Annotated in this window: 15 protein-coding genes and 2 pseudogenes; 13 read left to right on the top strand and 4 right to left on the bottom strand. The window is 39.4% G+C overall.

Translation table 11 applies throughout. The features are described 5' to 3' along the window. Positions 1 to 54: 54 nt before the first annotated feature. The 7 genes from NSQ71_RS01650 (at position 55) to NSQ71_RS01620 (ending at position 6,219) form a co-directional block, all read left to right on the top strand. The gene (locus tag NSQ71_RS01650; RefSeq protein ID WP_063388380.1) at positions 55 to 1,515 is read left to right on the top strand and encodes an aldehyde dehydrogenase; all 1,461 of its coding nucleotides are present in this window, start codon (positions 55 to 57) and stop codon (positions 1,513 to 1,515) included. Positions 1,516 to 1,600: 85 nt separating this feature from the next. Further along, positions 1,601 to 2,386, top strand: a complete 786-nt coding sequence (locus NSQ71_RS01645) for a 2-keto-4-pentenoate hydratase (protein WP_063388381.1) — start codon at positions 1,601 to 1,603, stop codon at positions 2,384 to 2,386. Positions 2,387 to 2,406: 20 nt separating this feature from the next. Further along, positions 2,407 to 3,291 carry an acetaldehyde dehydrogenase (acetylating) gene (locus NSQ71_RS01640; protein WP_063388382.1) on the top strand — a complete coding sequence of 295 codons (885 nt, stop codon included), beginning with the start codon at positions 2,407 to 2,409 and terminating at the stop codon, positions 3,289 to 3,291. Then, on the top strand, positions 3,284 to 4,330 hold the full coding sequence (dmpG, locus tag NSQ71_RS01635; RefSeq protein WP_063388383.1) for a 4-hydroxy-2-oxovalerate aldolase: 1,047 nt from the start codon (positions 3,284 to 3,286) through the stop codon (positions 4,328 to 4,330). The genes NSQ71_RS01640 and dmpG overlap by 8 nt, the downstream gene beginning before the upstream one ends. Before the next feature lie 14 nt (positions 4,331 to 4,344). Beyond that, on the top strand, positions 4,345 to 5,130 hold the full coding sequence (locus NSQ71_RS01630) for a 2-keto-4-pentenoate hydratase (protein WP_340732533.1): 786 nt from the start codon (positions 4,345 to 4,347) through the stop codon (positions 5,128 to 5,130). Next, complete coding sequence (locus NSQ71_RS01625) at positions 5,100 to 5,363, top strand: 4-oxalocrotonate tautomerase (protein ID WP_340734391.1); 264 nt, start codon at positions 5,100 to 5,102, stop codon at positions 5,361 to 5,363. The genes NSQ71_RS01630 and NSQ71_RS01625 overlap by 31 nt, the downstream gene beginning before the upstream one ends. A 22-nt stretch (positions 5,364 to 5,385) precedes the next feature. Next, positions 5,386 to 6,219 (top strand): DODA-type extradiol aromatic ring-opening family dioxygenase, encoded by an 834-nt coding sequence (locus NSQ71_RS01620; RefSeq protein ID WP_339210848.1) that lies wholly within the window; start codon positions 5,386 to 5,388, stop codon positions 6,217 to 6,219. 195 nt (positions 6,220 to 6,414) lie between these two features. Here the strand turns inward: NSQ71_RS01620 and NSQ71_RS01615 are convergent. After that, positions 6,415 to 7,524 (bottom strand): annotated as a pseudogene (locus tag NSQ71_RS01615) (IS4 family transposase). A 239-nt stretch (positions 7,525 to 7,763) separates the two neighbouring features. Here NSQ71_RS01615 and NSQ71_RS01605 point away from each other — a divergent pair. The 6 genes and pseudogenes from NSQ71_RS01605 to NSQ71_RS01580 form a co-directional block, all read left to right on the top strand. Then, a complete protein-coding gene (locus tag NSQ71_RS01605) occupies positions 7,764 to 8,852 on the top strand; it encodes a TRAP transporter substrate-binding protein (RefSeq protein ID WP_339193998.1) in 1,089 nt (362 codons plus the stop codon). Positions 8,853 to 8,959: 107 nt separating this feature from the next. Further along, on the top strand, positions 8,960 to 9,532 hold the full coding sequence (locus tag NSQ71_RS01600; protein ID WP_339193996.1) for a TRAP transporter small permease: 573 nt from the start codon (positions 8,960 to 8,962) through the stop codon (positions 9,530 to 9,532). After that, entirely contained in the window at positions 9,529 to 10,833 is a 1,305-nt protein-coding gene (locus NSQ71_RS01595; RefSeq protein ID WP_339193994.1) for a TRAP transporter large permease, read from the top strand. The genes NSQ71_RS01600 and NSQ71_RS01595 overlap by 4 nt, the downstream gene beginning before the upstream one ends. A gap of 274 nt (positions 10,834 to 11,107) precedes the next feature. After that, positions 11,108 to 12,907: an IS1182 family transposase gene (locus NSQ71_RS01590; protein ID WP_340732528.1), complete on the top strand. Its 1,800-nt coding sequence runs from the start codon at positions 11,108 to 11,110 to the stop codon at positions 12,905 to 12,907. 157 nt (positions 12,908 to 13,064) lie between these two features. Next, positions 13,065 to 13,340 (top strand): transposase, encoded by a 276-nt coding sequence (locus NSQ71_RS01585; RefSeq protein ID WP_339193992.1) that lies wholly within the window; start codon positions 13,065 to 13,067, stop codon positions 13,338 to 13,340. Further along, positions 13,232 to 13,456 (top strand): annotated as a pseudogene (locus NSQ71_RS01580) (SDR family oxidoreductase); the annotation flags it as partial. The gene NSQ71_RS01585 and the pseudogene NSQ71_RS01580, both read left to right, overlap by 109 nt. A 293-nt stretch (positions 13,457 to 13,749) precedes the next feature. On the opposite strand, the gene NSQ71_RS01575 reads toward NSQ71_RS01580, so the two are convergent. The 3 genes from NSQ71_RS01575 to NSQ71_RS01565 form a co-directional block, all read right to left on the bottom strand. Continuing rightward, positions 13,750 to 13,995 carry a hypothetical protein gene (locus NSQ71_RS01575; protein WP_339193990.1) on the bottom strand — a complete coding sequence of 82 codons (246 nt, stop codon included), beginning with the start codon at positions 13,993 to 13,995 and terminating at the stop codon, positions 13,750 to 13,752. Between the two features lie 150 nt (positions 13,996 to 14,145). Next, complete coding sequence (locus tag NSQ71_RS01570) at positions 14,146 to 14,400, bottom strand: biotin/lipoyl-containing protein (protein ID WP_339193988.1); 255 nt, start codon at positions 14,398 to 14,400, stop codon at positions 14,146 to 14,148. Between the two features lie 323 nt (positions 14,401 to 14,723). Next, positions 14,724 to 16,025 carry a CitMHS family transporter gene (locus tag NSQ71_RS01565; RefSeq protein ID WP_340732526.1) on the bottom strand — a complete coding sequence of 434 codons (1,302 nt, stop codon included), beginning with the start codon at positions 16,023 to 16,025 and terminating at the stop codon, positions 14,724 to 14,726. Positions 16,026 to 16,127: the final 102 nt, after the last annotated feature.

Here is a 16,127-nt window from a genome sequence, read left to right as displayed (position 1 = left end):
AACTACCATTAAAGTCACAGTTGAAATTTATGATGATATTCGGGAGGGTGAATCATGCCAATCAACTCAAACGGAACGATTAACTGCTTGCATTTTATTAACGGACAATTTGTTGAATCCGATAACAAAAGGACCTTTGACAATATTAATCCTGCAACTGAGGAAGTAATCGGAACAGTCGCTGAAGGAGGAAAAAAAGAAGTCGACTATGCCGTTTCCGCTGCCAAAAGGGCTTTGAACGGCCCTTGGAAAAACATAACATTAACGGAGCGTTCAAAAATTTTGCGGCGCATTGGCGATTTAATCCAAGAAAGACAGGATGAGCTGGCACGATTGGAATCATTGGATACAGGAAAACCGCTATCTCTTGCAAAAAAAATTGACATTCCCCGTGCTGCCTATAACTTCCACTTCTTCGCTGACTACATCATTTCGATTACGAATGAAGCTTATCAGCAAGATGATCAGGCCATTCATTATGCACACAGGCGCCCAGTCGGAGTAGTGGGAATTATCAAGCCTTGGAATTTACCTCTTTTATTATTGACTTGGAAGCTGGCTCCATGTTTAGGAATGGGCAACACAGCTGTTATTAAACCTGCAGAGTGGACTCCTTTAACCGCTACTGCATTAATGGAAATTTGCAAAGAGGCCGGTGTTCCGGACGGAGTTGTCAACCTTGTTCATGGCTTCGGTCCAAACTCCGCTGGGGCAGCAATTGCCGAACATCCTGACATTGACGCCATTTCCTTTATCGGTGAACCGGGTACAGGAGCAGCCATTATGAAAGCAGCATCTAATTCCTTGAAAAAACTTTCATATGAATTGGGCGGCAAGAATCCAAACATTATTTTTGCCGATTCAGATTTAGATGAAGTCATTGAAACTACCATCAAATCAAGCTTTATTAACCAAGGCGAAGTTTGTCTTTGCGGTTCAAGAATTTATGTAGAGCGCCCAGCTTATGAAGAGTTTTTAGAAAAATTTGTAAAGAAAACAAAAGAATTAAAGATTGGCGATCCATTTGAAAATGGCACAGATGTCGGCGCACTCGTAAGCAAGGAACATTACGAACGCGTCAACAGCTACATCGACATAGCCAAGCAAGATGGGGCAGAAATTTTAACAGGCGGAAAGCGTCCAGACGGATTAGATAAGGGTTATTATCTCGAACCTACAATCATAACTGGTTTGGATCGAAATTCCCGCTGCGTACGGGAAGAAATATTCGGCCCAGTTGTAACTGTCTCTCCGTTTGACATGGAGGAGGAAGTTATAGCCCAAGCCAATGATACACATTACGGATTAAGCGCAACTATTTGGACAAATAATTTACGGCGTGCACACAGGGTGGCACATCAAATTGAAGCAGGCATCATTTGGGTCAACACCTGGTTCCTGCGTGATTTACGAACGCCGTTTGGAGGAATGAAGCACAGCGGAATTGGCAGAACGGGCGGCATGCACAGCTTAGATTTTTATACAGAGCTTTCAAACATAACGATAAAGCTATAATTTAAGGTGCCGTTGAAACATAAGGAGTATGTTAAAATAGCCTGCTTACCAAATCATTCTGTCTGAATGAGAAAGGAAGGAAAAAATGTTAACAACGAAAATTGCCAACTTTGCCAATCAACTGCAGGAAGCTGAAGCTTTAAACAGGGCGACAGATCCTCTTACTTCCGTTGATCCGAATCTGACTGCCGAAGAAGCTTATCTTATACAACTGGAAAATATAAAAAGAAAGGTCGATCAAGGTCAAAAAATTGTCGGAAAAAAAATCGGTTTAACATCTTTAGCAATGCAAAAGCTGCTTGGAGTCGATGAACCGGACTATGGACATTTATTAGATTACATGGTCGTTGAAAACGGCGGAAGCATTTCCATGAAAAAAGTTTTGCAGCCGCGAGTAGAAGCTGAAATTGCCTTCATTTTAAAAAAGGAGCTTAAAGGTCCAAACGTAACCGCTTTAGACGTGATCTTAGCAACTGACTATATTGTTCCGGCATTAGAAATTGTCGACAGCCGCATTAAAGATTGGAAAATCAAGCTGGCTGACACCATTGCCGACAACGCTTCATCCGGATATTTCTTATTGGGAGGAAAACCGGAAAAAATAGAAAATGTTGATCTCGAATTAATTGGAATGAGCTTGACAAAAAACGGGGAACTAGTCAATACCGGTGTCGGCGCAGCAGCATTAGGCAATCCGGCAAACTGTGTCGCATGGCTCGCCAACAGGCTGGCTGATTTTGATATTTCATTACGTCCCGGAGAAATCATTTTATCAGGCGCTCTATCCAGAGCCGCTGATGCACAAGCTGGAGACGTCTTTACGGCGCGGTTCGCTCATCTCGGGCATGTAACGGTATCATTTACAGAATAATAGATTGAAAGGAGAATTTTATGAATAAAGTAAAGGTTGGAATTTTAGGGTCCGGCAACATCGGAACAGATTTAATGTACAAAATCCGTCGATCAGATGTGTTGGAGCTTACAACGGTCATCGGAATTGACCCCTCATCGGACGGATTAAAAAAAGCAAAAGATTTCGGATATTACACGATTGATACCGGCATTAAAGGTTTTTTAGAAAATCCCGATCTAGCGGATATTCTATTTGATGCCACCTCCGCAAAAGCTCATATACGCCATGCAAAATTGCTGAAGCAAGCAGGGAAAAAAGTTCTTGACTTAACACCTGCTGCCGTCGGTCCGTCTGTCATACCTCCTGTAAATATTGATAAACATTTGGATGCCGACAACATTAATTTAATTACATGCGGAGGCCAAGCGACGATTCCGATCGTTCATGCCATCAACAAAGTTCAGCCTGTCAAATATGCAGAAATTGTGGCAACGATTTCAAGCAAAAGCGCCGGTCCCGGAACTAGAGCAAATATTGACGAGTTTACCGAAACGACAGCGCGCGGAATCGAGGAAATCGGCGGCGCTAAAAAAGGGAAGGCTATCATTATTTTAAACCCTGCTGAACCGCCGATTATGATGAGAGATACGATATATTGCCTTGTAGAAAATGATTTTGTCGATCAAAAAAAGATTACTCAATCCGTCAAAGATATGGTGGAAGTAGTCCAATCTTATGTACCGGGCTATCGCTTAAGACAAGAACCTCTCTTTGACGGAAATAAAATAACAGTTTTTATCGAAGTGGAAGGCGCTGGAGACTATTTGCCGACTTATTCAGGCAATTTGGATATCATGACAGCCGCAGCAGTGAAAGTGGCGGAGGAATGGGCGAAAAATATTACTTCTAAAGTGAATGTTTAAGGAAGGAGTGAATATCGTGGGAGAACGTAACATACTGATTACTGAAGTCGCTTTAAGAGACGGCAGCCACGCGATTCGACATCAATATACTGTGGATCAAGTCGTAGCCGTCGCAAAAGGGTTGGATGATGCCAATGTACCTTATATTGAAGTTTCGCACGGAGACGGTTTAGGTGGCTCATCTCTGCAATACGGACTTTCTTTAACAAATGAAATGGAATTGATCGAAGCCGCTGTATCTACTGTCACGAATGCCAAAATTGCTGTTTTGCTTTTGCCGGGAATCGGGACAATGAAAGAATTAAAACAAGCTGCACAGCTGGGGGTAAAAATGGCGAGAATCGCCACTCATGTAACAGAAGCGGATATTTCAGCACAGCATATTGCTTTCGCAAAAGAATTAGGATTGGAAACTGTCGGTTTTTTGATGATGGCCCATATGGTTCCAACAGAAAAACTGGTTGAGCAAGCAAAGCTTATGGAGAGCTATGGAGCTGATGTTGTATACGTTGTCGATTCAGCTGGCGCTTTTCTACCGCATGAAGTAAAAGAAAGGATTCAAGCTTTAAAAAACAGCTTGTCAATTGAAATCGGATTCCATGGCCATAACAATCTTTCCCTAGCAATGGCCAATACATTAGCAGCCATTGAAGAAGGAGCGACGCGGATTGACGGAAGCATCCGCTGCTTAGGCGCCGGTGCAGGCAACACTCAAACGGAAGTATTAATCGCGGTGCTCAACCGTTTAGGAATCAACACCGGAATCGATTTATACAAAATTATGGACGTAGCCGAAAACATAGTAGCCCCCATTTTGGAAAAGCCGCAAGAAATTACAAAAGATGGACTAATACTCGGATATGCTGGAGTATATTCAAGCTTCCTGTTGCATGCACAAGCTGCCAGCAAAAAATTCGGAATTGATTCGCGCGACATATTAGTTGAGCTTGGCAAAAGAAAGGTTGTTGGCGGTCAAGAGGATATGATTATTGATGTAGCTGCTGAAATTTCAAAACAAAAACAAACGGCACATACTTAAGGAGGATGCAGCAAATGGCTGGCGCAGATATAAAAAAAATTGCTGACTACTTAGTAACAGCGGAAAAGGAAAAACGTGAAGCAAAAAAGGTAACGGCCTCATTAAAACCGGATTTGTCCGTCGAAGAAGCCTACGCCATTCAACAAGAGATTGTCAATATGAAAATAAATGAAGGTCACCGTATCATCGGTCCAAAAATGGGTTTGACAAGTTTTGCTAAGATGAAGCAAATGAAGGTCAATGAGCCTATTTACGGCTATGTATTCGATTATATGGTGATCAATAACGGCGGAGCATTGCCTTTTCATGACTTAATCCACCCAAAAGTGGAGGCGGAAATCGCTTTTGTATTAAAAGAAGATATTGAAGGACCTGGTGTCAATGGTTCACAGGTGCTTGCGAAAACAGAATACGTGATGCCGGCTCTTGAGATCATCGACAGCCGATATGAAAATTTTGATTTTACGCTTCCTGATGTAATCGCTGACAATGCGTCAACATCCCGGGTTGTATTCGGAACGTCTTTGAAAAAGCCGGAAGGATTAGAACTTGATTTAGTTGGATCGACTCTTTCCATAAACGGCGAAATAAAAGAGTTAGGAGCCGGAGCCGCTGTGCTTGGCCATCCTGCCCATTCCGTCGCTCTGCTTGCCAATATGTTATCACGAAAAGGACAAAAGCTGCGTGCAGGTGATGTCATTCTAACAGGAGGAATCACGAGCGCCGTCTTGATAAACAAAGGCGACTATGTCACAGGAAAATTTGACGGATTGGGCGAAGTAAGCTTCCATGTTGTTTAAATAGCGAAAGAAAAAATTTCTTACCTGATAGGAGGGATGACATGCCTTTTGTTACTATTCAAATCATGGAGGGCAGGCCGCCAGAGAAAATAAAGGAGTTAATTCAAAATGTAACAAATACTGTATCGGAAACGCTCGATTCACCAAAAGAAAACATCCGCGTTTTAGTGACAGAGGTGCCAAAAACCCATTGGGGAATTGCGGGCAAACCCGCATCTGAAGTAAGAAAATAATTTTAAAGGAGGAGAAGTAGCGATGACGATTGAGCTGGCTATGTTAGCGCCTCATGTGCCAAGCATGTGCCATTTTGACCAAGTCCCCGACTTTCAAAAGAATATGGCCATTGAAATGCAAAAGATGTCAAAGACAATTTATGATTTAAAACCGGATGCCATCGTTCTTGTTTCCTGCCATTGGCCGTCGACTTTTTTCCATTATGTTGATTGCACTCCTGTCCATAAGGGCATTTTAACCGCTTTTGAATGTCCTGATTTAATTCGTGATGTTCCCTATGAATATCCCGGAGATAAACAGCTTGGTGATGAACTAGTAAAAATCGGTCAAGATGCTGGACTGCAAGTTGTAGGAATAGACGACCCTTACTATGTTTGGGATTACGGAACGGTTGTGCCTCTTAGATACCTTGTGCCGAATGAAGACATACCTGTTGTGAATTTGTCCGTGACGATGGCTGCCACTTTAGATGAAACGTATAAATGGGGACAGCTGATTGCAAAAGTATTAAAAGAAAGCGAAAAGAAAATTGTATTTGTTTCAAGCGGCGCACTTTCCCACAATTTAGTCCGCGGCAGACACAATAAACCGACCGCTTCAGAACATGCACTAGATAAACAATTCATTAGTTATATAGTAAACAAAGAATATGATGCAGCCTATCAAATGCTTCCTCAATACGCCCGTCTGGCAAAGGTAGAATCAGGAGGAAGACATCTCGCCATGCTATTAAGCATGCTTGAAGACGATGACCAACCGAAATATTGGGCAGACGGCCAATCTTCCGGCAGCTGGAACGCACTGATCACATTTGAGAAAGTAAGTCAGCCGGCAGCCCCAAAAGTTAAGAACTAAAAATTATCAATTGTTTCATATCAGTAGCGTTGCATAAAAAATAAAAACATTTTATGCAGAATTTTCTGAATAAAATATTTTATGATAAACGAAAAACAAGGCAGTAACCAACTAAAGGTGATCACTATCCATTTGGTAATAAATGTATTTGTTTTATTGTTACATGGCTACTGCGCTTCGCCGACTTTTTTCAACTCATTCCCGTTGAATTCGTTCCACCCACACGGTACTTGGTTTCCAAAGAAAAACGCGAAGCCAACGATAAATCTGGGTGAGAGAATGTTTCGATTTCATTTCAAGTTGAATAAGAATGAGTAAACAGTAAGAAATCAGAGCTAAGTAAACCTGATTTTCTACAGCTTCTGGACTCGTTCCATAAAGATGTTTGAGTGTTAAACGTTGCTTAATCCACTTAAAAAATAGTTCAATGGCCCATCGAGAACGATAGATATCACCAAGTTCTTCTGGATCTAGGTCGAATCGGTTCGTAATGATTCGAATTCGATTCCCGTCCGAATCGAATGTTTCGATTAATCGAAAGACATTTTCCGTTCGTTTTTGTGGTGTCCCAATGACCACCATCGAATCAGATAAAATAGAGGAATTGGATGGGACAGAGAACGATTCAAGAAATCGAACATAGGCATTCTTTTTCAGACGGGAGGCGAAAAAGAGGCCTTTATCACAGTAATAATCGAACTTTTCGTAGTCTACATAACCACGATCAAACACGTACATGGCATCTGTTTCGTCGATCAGTTGTTCCATTTGTGTTCGATCATTGTTCCCTGCTGGGGTCATGACCATTTTTTCCGGATAAACCGTATCTTCATTGACAAACACCAGTCGTAAATGAACCTTAATTCCCGACTTCGTTTTGCGAAACGTAGCCCATTGATATTTTTTCAGATTCAGTGAAATGGTCGTAGAATCCACGATTTTTAAGCCACTCACCTGACTGGAGGAATTCGTGGACATCTGGCGGATTTGATTCACTAAATCCAGAAAGATTTCTGCGAGTCATTCGGGTTTTACTTGGCGATGTTTTCGAGAAAGTTGTGAAGCACTAATAGATGTCAATCCTAATTCTCGCTGAAAATCATCCAGTAACGCATCATCGGCGATGGCGCGCAGTCCTTCTCGTTGTTGAAGTTGAGCATGCAAAAACAAAAGTAAATACGCTTTTGTGGTTAATTTTTTCGTATATTTATCTTGTTTCATCTCTTCAATTCTTTGTGTAAATTTAACAGAATTGAGAGGAGTGACCCATTTACCAAATGAAGAAAATAGTGTATCCTTGTCCATAGGCTTCATCCTTTATATTGGATTTGGACAGGGACCACCTGTACCATCCATTATAAAGGATTTTTTTATGGACTTTTTTCAATTCGGAATTTTCGAATTAAATTAATGCAACGCTAGTGGTTTCATATATAAGAAAAACGATATCGTTTTATAAAAAATGATCAAATAATATGTTTATTGATGCAAAAATATTTAAAACTTTCTGATTTGTAAGCGTTTACTGTTTATAGGGGGGGAAGATGTTGAAACACACTGCAAAAAAATATTCGTTCTTTTTCATTTTTGTTCTTTTGGCCATGCTAATATTTTCCGGATGTTCATCCAATTCCGCCGGTGGGTCTGACGAATCTAAAGGACCCGGCGAGTCTGGAGGGAAATCAATTGAATTCAAGATGGGGCATATGAACTCACCTGACCACGTACAGGATAAAGATTCTATGAGACCTTTCAGTGAGGAAGTTGCAAAATTAACCAATAATCGAGTGAAATTCAAAATTTATCCAGGCGGAGCATTAGGCGGACCTAAAGAAACATACGATAATATTGTCACAGGTATTATGGACGCAGGATGGGGCTTACAAGGGTATAATGCAGGTAAATTCCCTGTCCATTCAGTATTGCAATTGCCGTTCCTTCCAGACGGAAAAAGTGGTGCAGAATTAAGTGTTGTTGCGCAAAAGTTATATGATGAGTTTCCAGAAATTCAAAAAGAATATTCTGATGTAAAGCTGTTATGGGTACATGCTGCTGATCCATATGCGATCATCACAAAAGGAAAAGCGGTCCGCAGTTTTGAAGACGTAAAAGGTTTGAAGCTGAGAACGCCTTCTGTAGAAGCTGGCGAAATGATCAAATCTTGGGGAGCTACACCTGTCTCACTGCCTGCACCTGAAATTTACGATGCAATGCAAAAAGGAGTTATTGATGGCGGTGTACTTCCTGTTGCAGCAATTAAAGATTTCAACTTATTTGATGTAGTTGATTACGTCACTATTGGAAATTTCAATACGAGCATTTATTACGTTGCCATGAACAAGAACAGCTGGAATAAAATTTCGCCGGAAGACCAAAAACTCATTGAGAAAGAGCTGCTTGGTATTCCAATGGCTGAAAAATCAGGTAAAGCCTTCGATAACCAAAGAGCTCTTGCAGAAAAAGAAGCAAAAGAGAAAGGTACCGAATTTATTACTCTGCCAGACAGCGAATTGGAAAAGTTTAAAAAAGCATCTGAAGTTGTCACAAAAAAATGGCTTTCAGATGTAAAAGATAAAGGAATTGACAGTCAAAAGATTTATGATCGGGCTGTAGAACTAATTAAAGGAAATTAATTTTACTTGAAATACCTGTGTACGAATAGAATGACAGACTTTCAATTGAGCAAAACACGTGCACAGGTATTATATTTATCCAATTAATTATTATGGGGGAAAAATGAATGAACGCAGAAGAAAAAGGCAATCTTGTCACAGTCGACTCTGAAATTTCACATGAACAACCTATGTCTGTAAAAAGCGACTGGGTTGAAAAGTTAGATCGACTGATTTACAAGTTGAATAATATCTTACACTCCATTTCCAGCATTTTGTTGTTTTTTCTCATGATTTTAACAACAGTCGATGTAATTGGAAGATATTTTTTCAACAAACCGATTACCGGAACTTATGAAATTACTGGCTTGTCTCTGGCAATCATTATTTTCTTCAGCTTAGGTATGACGCAATTGAAAAAAGAACATATCGAAATCGACTTTCTGACAAACAAAATGCCAGCAACACTACAACATGTGCTTTATGCCATTAGCTCGTTGATTTTATTTATTCTTATTGCTTTAACAACTTGGCAATTATTTCAATACGGGAACAGAATTTTATTAGGTAATGAAACAAGCGGCGATCTCGGATTACCTTTATACATTTTTGTATTTACTACTGCTATCGGATCATTTTGTTTTATGCTGACATTTTTGCTTGACCTTTTGAAATCTCTCATCAAGGTGGTGAAATCATGAGCCCAGAAATGACAGGATTAATTGGAATTATCGTGTTAATAATACTGATCTTATTGCGCGTGTCAGTAGGTTTATCGTTATTTCTCGTCGGGTTTATAGGAATATGTATATTGTCAGGTTGGGAGGTTGGACTCTCTCAGCTTGGGACATCAGCTTTTGGTCAAGTAAATAATTATAGTTTAAGTGTCATTCCGCTGTTTATTTTAATGGGAATGTTCATGTCTAATACAGGACTTGGAAAAGACCTTTTTAATGCCGTCGATAAATGGCTTGGGCATTTTCGCGGCGGATTAGCTATAGCAACCATCGGTGCCAGTTCCATTTTTGCAGCAATATCAGGATCGAGCAATGCAACAACCGCTACATTAGCGAAAATTGCCATTCCAGAAATGAAACGTTATCAGTATAAAACAACCTTCTCGACCGCAGCGGTTGCAGCTGGCGGAACATTAGGGATTCTTATTCCACCAAGCGTTATATTAATATTGTACGGCGCCCTTACATCTGAACCAATCGGCCCATTACTAATTGGAGGGCTTGTACCTGGGATCCTCTTGACATTGTTGTTTATGCTCATGATTAACATTCAAGTGAGACTAAATCCTTCTATCGCACCAAGAAAAGAACAGAAAGCAAACCTAAGCGAAAAACTCCGCTCTTTAAAAAGCATTTGGCCATTTTTATTAGTTTTCATATTGAGTATTGGCGGAATATATTTTGGCGTGTTTACCCCTAGCGAAGCTGGTGGAATCGGCGCTATGGGAGCCTTCGCAATCACTTTGCTTTCAAAAAAACTAAGCTGGGCCGCTTTAAAATCATCATTAGACGAAACCCTTCGATTAACAGCTATGCTTTTCTTAATATTAATTGGCGCATCGTTGTTTGGAAAATTTCTAGCACTCAGCCAAATTCCAATGACTTTAACATCTTTAGTAGGTTCGTTAGATGTATCACCTTATTTAATCATGTCCTTAATCTTAATTGTCTATTTCTTCTTAGGTATGTTTTTAGAAGGAATAGCCATTATGGTATTAACTTTACCTATCGTTTATCCAATTGTAACCCAATTGGGCTTTGATGGGCTCTGGTTTGGCATTATTATGGTAATGGTCTTAAATATTGGCGTTTTGACACCTCCTTTAGGATTAAGCGTTTACATCATTAGTGGAATTGTGAAAGATGTACCAATCGAAAAAATTTTTAAAGGAGTTACACCCGCTATCATTACTATGATCATTTTCACTATTATACTTGTAATATTTCCTGAAATCGCAACGTTTTTGCCTAGTTTCATCAAATAAAAAGATCCTTAATTCTCCTAAAATCGCATCATACTAAAATTTTGTGAGGCTGTCCAGAAAGTCAAATCCCTATTGAAAACAAAAAATCATAAACATCGATATATCAACGTTTCTAAAATATAAAAACATACTAAGATTAGTAGGGGCTGTCCGAAAAGTCGATTGAATCGACCTTGGGCTCAGCCCTTTTTTCTGTTTTTAGGGTACAAAAAAATCGTCCTTTTTTATAGAATGAAATTGACCAAAAAACATTCTACAGAAAGGACGATTTCTTATGAATAATCAAATGACTATTCAAGAAAATTATAACACGCAATTAGAAATGACTCTAGAGGGTATTCAAAAAATAGAGGTTCAAAAGAATAAGAAACGCAAAAAACTAGTTTTCCAACCTTATTGCAATCGTCAAGTCATGAGCATTTTAGATATCGAAATGTATATTCCTGAAAATCATGTCGCCCGTTTAGTGGATGAAATGGTGGAATCGATTCCGGATGAAGTGTTGTATACTCATTATGTTGGTGGGGGTCGTGCACCCTATCACCCTAAAATGTTATTGAAAGTGATTTTATATGCGTACACTCAAAATGTTTATTCAAGTCGGAAAATAGCGCAAATGGTGAAAGAAAATCTTCCGATGATGTGGTTGGCGGGATTGCAAACCCCTGACCATCGCACAATAAATGATTTTCGTAGTGTTCGTATGTCAAACATGATGGATTCTGTATTTGAACAATTTGTCCTTCAACTAGTAGAACAAGGACTTATCGACCTCGACCATATTTTTGTGGATGGTACGAAAATAGAAGCGAATGCCAACAAATATACGTTTGTATGGCGAAAATCCGTAGAAAAATATGATCAGAAACTACGAGCCAAAATTCAATCGTTTCTACAAGAAGCGCACCAAATCGCCTTGGAGGAATTAAAAGAAGAACAATTAGAAGAAGAATTAGAAAAATCATCGGCACAACTTTCTGAGAGAATAGAAGCTTTGGAAAAAGATTATAAACAGGAAGAAGACAAAGAAAGAAAAAAAGAACTTCGCTCTAAAAAATCCCAACTCACCAAACAACTGAAAACGATTCAAACGGATTATCTTCCACGATTACGAAAATACAAAGTACAAAAACAGATTCTAGGTGAACGAAATAGCTACTCGAAAACCGACCATGAGGCCACTTTTATGCGAATGAAAGAGGACCATATGAAAAACGGCCAACTCAAGGCGGGTTATAATGTTCAACTCGCCACACAACATCAATTTATCGTGGGATTTGAAATTTATCAAAATCCAGGAGATACTCGCTGTTTCCAACCATTTATGGAAAAGTTATTGGAATCGATGCCGAAGGAAAAGAAACTCAAGTATGTCATTGCCGATGCAGGATATGCGAGTGAAGAAAACTATTTATATGCGATTGGCGAAGAAAAAGAACCTCGTTTTGAATTATTAGCCCCATACCAAACCTATTTGAAGGAACAAAGTAAAAAGTTTAAAAAGGATTTATCAAAAGTACAAAACTGGAAATACATCGAAGAAGACGATTGCTTTATCTGTCCGAACAATCGGAAAGTCGTATTCAAGTATTATCAAAAAAGAAAAAATGCATCTGGATACATACAAGATTTGAAAGTGTACGAGTGTGAAGATTGTACGGATTGCCCGTTGAAGAATGGGTGTACGAAAGCCAAAGGAAATCGTCGAGTATATTGGAACACGATTTATGAAGAAATGAAAGCGAAAGCCAAAGCAGCTCTTGGTGACGAACAAAAGGCAGCTCTTTATGCGAAGCGTAAAGTGGATGTCGAAAGTGTGTTCGGTAACATCAAGGGCAATTTGCGTTTCACTCGATTTCTGTTACGGGGGCTTCATAAAGTCCGAACAGAATTCGGGATTGTGGCAATGGCCCACAACATACTGAAATGGGCCGCAAATTCCCAAACCAATTTCAAAAATAAGGAAACAGAGCGAATGGAAAAACTCATTGTTTTCTCCATTCGCTCTGTTTTTATGGACTTTTTAGACAAGCCCTACTATTTTTTTATAGTAGAAGTGGAGAATAGGTCGTGACAGCCCCAGAACCTTGAGTTCGTAGTGAAAAACTGGCCTACTTCACTGCCCTTATAAGAATCGGTTTCAGTATGTTGGATCCTTGAGATCGTGTATAAGAAAAGGGAATCGATAAGGTGAAGTGAAGACTTCTACATAAAAATCAGGAGGAATGTATATGAAAAGCGTCATTGCTTTTGATGTCAGTATGGGAAAAAGTTATATGGTGATTTATAACGCTGCACGTTCTTGTATTTTTGAGGGGGAAATTTTGCATAATCGCCCCCATTTTGAACTGCTAAATAAACGAATCATCGATTTAGTACAAAAAGATGGACAAGTTCTGGTATTGTCGGAACCAGCATGTGGGATCGGATTGATGCAGCTATGGTTAAATATATGGGCTTGCAAAAAGGTGAAGCATTTAAAAAATTTGCAGAAGGCATTGCGTTAGGCTGTACACAAGAGCCTGAAGACGTAGCAAATTTCGTTTCTTATTTGGCTTCTTCGGATTCTGATTATATGACAGGTCAATCTGTTATAATTGATGGCGGTATTGTATTTAATTAAGATTAATAGTCTCTTTTATTAACCAACAGCGGCAATCGTACTTTTTGTACTAACATGCAAGAAGGATGATGGGAGCAAAAAATTTTGGACTCAACAGTAACATTTTGATTCTCGTTATCCGGTTTCAGTCAGTTTAACCGACCTTGTTTTAAATGACCTTATTTTTTTGTCAAGATAAGTGTAATCGATCCAGGTGGACAAGGACATCATGATGTGTACGTTTGAGGGGGTATCTTACCCTTTGCCGACCTTAAATAATCGCTCTACGAGGCGTACAGCCGCCTCTTACTTTTTTATAGTTGATTGATGATGACAGACGGCATGGCGTCACGCAGCTGTATGAAAAAAAGAAGGAGGATACGCGCTTCCTTCTTTTTGTTTTTTTCCTTACCTAACCTGTCCGGCCCCATCCAGACCCCGCACAACGTAGCCGCGCCTATCCCCGCCAGACCCCATCCGCCAATGCCATCTGCCAAAATACTAAACGAACTTGCTAACCAGTCATCTTTTTGATTCAACGTATAATAGACATCTTCCATCAGTGGCTCGAATCGGTTATAAATGATTCAATGCTTTAATAATAGTCTGGGTGTGGATTTTAAGGGATTTATTTCCCCTCACTAAGCTGAACCATCGTAATGTTCATATTCATACCTTGACCAGAGCCAAATTAAAAAATATACGTTCGTTCAATCACTTCCTGAATGGAGAGACGAAACATTTTCTGCTAAAGTGGCCAACACCCTCCCTGGTGCGACCACCTCACCCGGTTTTACATGAAGTGTTTCAATCCATCCACTGCAATCGGCCGTAATCTCAACGACATCGCTCTCTGTTTTTATTAAACAGACACTTTCCCCTTCATAGATATAGGAGAACTTACTACTCTGTACACTTACAATGATTCCATGACATGGGCTTATCATCTCATAACGTACTCTCACCCGTTACACCCCTTTTATTGTTTGGTTACGGACATTATGCTTGCTATTCACAACCGCATAGAGTTAAGGCTCACACAAAATGTGGAGTAGCTCAATGTGCTCATTCCACTCGGCCAAGAGCGCCAGTTCCGGATTCCGGTAAGTTCGCTGCCAATTGGATAAGTGCAATTGCCATGCCTTTTTAACCGGTTCCTTCGCAAAATTTTCGGAATCCTAATAATAGAACAAAGACATCTCAACAAGTTCTGCGAAATCGAGCGCAGATCGACTTTGTCTTTACTATTTATAATTTTTAATTTAAACTATTAATAAATAAAAGAATTTTACATAAGTGAAAGAGCTCCTGTCATTAGCGCTAAACCTGTGATAACTAATGATGTCAAAATAGCCCATTTGTAAGTAAATCGCTGAAATTCTCCAATATCTGTACCAACCATGCCTACTAATAAAATGGTTGAAGCCACAAGTGGGCTCATTAAATGTACAGGTTGTCCTAATATAGAAGCTCGAGCAATTTCTACAGGATCAATTCCATAAGAAGTAGCCGCCTTAGCAAGGATAGGAAGGACCCCGAAATAATACGCATCGTTCGATAATACAAACGTAAATGGCATACTCGTAATAGCTACAATTGTAGGGAAAAATGGACCTAAAGATTCCGGAATAATTGCAACTAAAGTTTTAGCAATTGCATCAACCATTTTGGTACCAGATAAAATTCCAGAGAAGACGCCAGCTGCAAAAACCAATACAACTACTGTTAAAGCATTTCCTGCATGTGCTAATATACGTTCCTTTTGCTCTTCTAGGTTGGGATAGTTAATTGTCAAGGCTATTACGAAACCAACCAGAAATAAAACCGGCGATGGCAACAATTCCATTACGAGAATGATCATAATGGATACAACTAAGAAGAAATTTACCCACAATAGTTTTGGACGCTTTATATCCATTTGTTCTTGTGCCGAAGTTAATTCCGCATTTACTAACGAATATTGTATATCTACAACTCCTATCCTTTTACGTTCTTTTTTTCCTAAAATAAAAGCTGTGAAAATTACCCATAAAGCACCCCCAACCATTGTTGGAAGAAGGGGGACAAAGAATTCTGTTCCATCAAGTCCCAAAACAGCAATTGCCCGTGTAGCTGGTCCTCCCCAAGGGGTCATGCCACTCATAATACTTAATGACAGCATAGAAACGGTTGCTAATACTAGTGGATTCATACCAATTCTTTTATAAAGAGGCAGCATAGCTGAAACAGTGATCATATAAGTAGTAGTTCCGTCGCCATCCAGAGCTACAATCAACGAGAGGATTGATGTTCCTATAGCGATTTTTACAGGGTCTCCTTTAACAATTTTCAATATTCTCTTAATAAGTGGATCAAATAAACCTGCATCTATCAAAATACCAAAAAATAAAATTGCAAATAGCAATAAAGCAGCTGAAGATGCCACCAGCTTAATTCCTTCTAACATCATTGATCCAACATCTTTACCAAAACCACCGATTACTGCAAATATAATTGGTATAAGTGTCAATGCTGCGATTGGTGACATACGTTTTGACATAATTAAAAACGTGAAGACTAAAATCATTGTAATACCTAAAATAAGTAACATAACAATTGGCCCCCTTCTTTTAGTAACGCTTTCAAAATGCGATAAAAAGTTTTTGGGTATTTAATTCTTAAAAGAAGTTGCATTCAAAAACACAGTGAATTT

The organism is Aeribacillus sp. FSL M8-0235 (genome assembly GCF_038000355.1).
GTDB lineage: Bacteria > Bacillota > Bacilli > Bacillales > Aeribacillaceae > Aeribacillus > Aeribacillus composti.
This window is presented reverse-complemented; position numbering and strand designations above follow the sequence as displayed.

Coding starts and splice junctions, on each gene's coding strand:
- NSQ71_RS01650 (WP_063388380.1), top strand. CDS start 55: ATGCCAATCAACTCAAACGGAACGATTAACTGCTTGCATTTTATTAAC.
- NSQ71_RS01645 (WP_063388381.1), top strand. CDS start 1,601: ATGTTAACAACGAAAATTGCCAACTTTGCCAATCAACTGCAGGAAGCT.
- NSQ71_RS01640 (WP_063388382.1), top strand. CDS start 2,407: ATGAATAAAGTAAAGGTTGGAATTTTAGGGTCCGGCAACATCGGAACA.
- dmpG (WP_063388383.1), top strand. CDS start 3,284: ATGTTTAAGGAAGGAGTGAATATCGTGGGAGAACGTAACATACTGATT.
- NSQ71_RS01630 (WP_340732533.1), top strand. CDS start 4,345: ATGGCTGGCGCAGATATAAAAAAAATTGCTGACTACTTAGTAACAGCG.
- NSQ71_RS01620 (WP_339210848.1), top strand. CDS start 5,386: ATGACGATTGAGCTGGCTATGTTAGCGCCTCATGTGCCAAGCATGTGC.
- NSQ71_RS01605 (WP_339193998.1), top strand. CDS start 7,764: ATGTTGAAACACACTGCAAAAAAATATTCGTTCTTTTTCATTTTTGTT.
- NSQ71_RS01600 (WP_339193996.1), top strand. CDS start 8,960: ATGAACGCAGAAGAAAAAGGCAATCTTGTCACAGTCGACTCTGAAATT.
- NSQ71_RS01595 (WP_339193994.1), top strand. CDS start 9,529: ATGAGCCCAGAAATGACAGGATTAATTGGAATTATCGTGTTAATAATA.
- NSQ71_RS01590 (WP_340732528.1), top strand. CDS start 11,108: ATGAATAATCAAATGACTATTCAAGAAAATTATAACACGCAATTAGAA.
- NSQ71_RS01585 (WP_339193992.1), top strand. CDS start 13,065: ATGAAAAGCGTCATTGCTTTTGATGTCAGTATGGGAAAAAGTTATATG.
- NSQ71_RS01575 (WP_339193990.1), bottom strand. CDS start 13,995: ATGGAAGATGTCTATTATACGTTGAATCAAAAAGATGACTGGTTAGCA.
- NSQ71_RS01565 (WP_340732526.1), bottom strand. CDS start 16,025: ATGTTACTTATTTTAGGTATTACAATGATTTTAGTCTTCACGTTTTTA.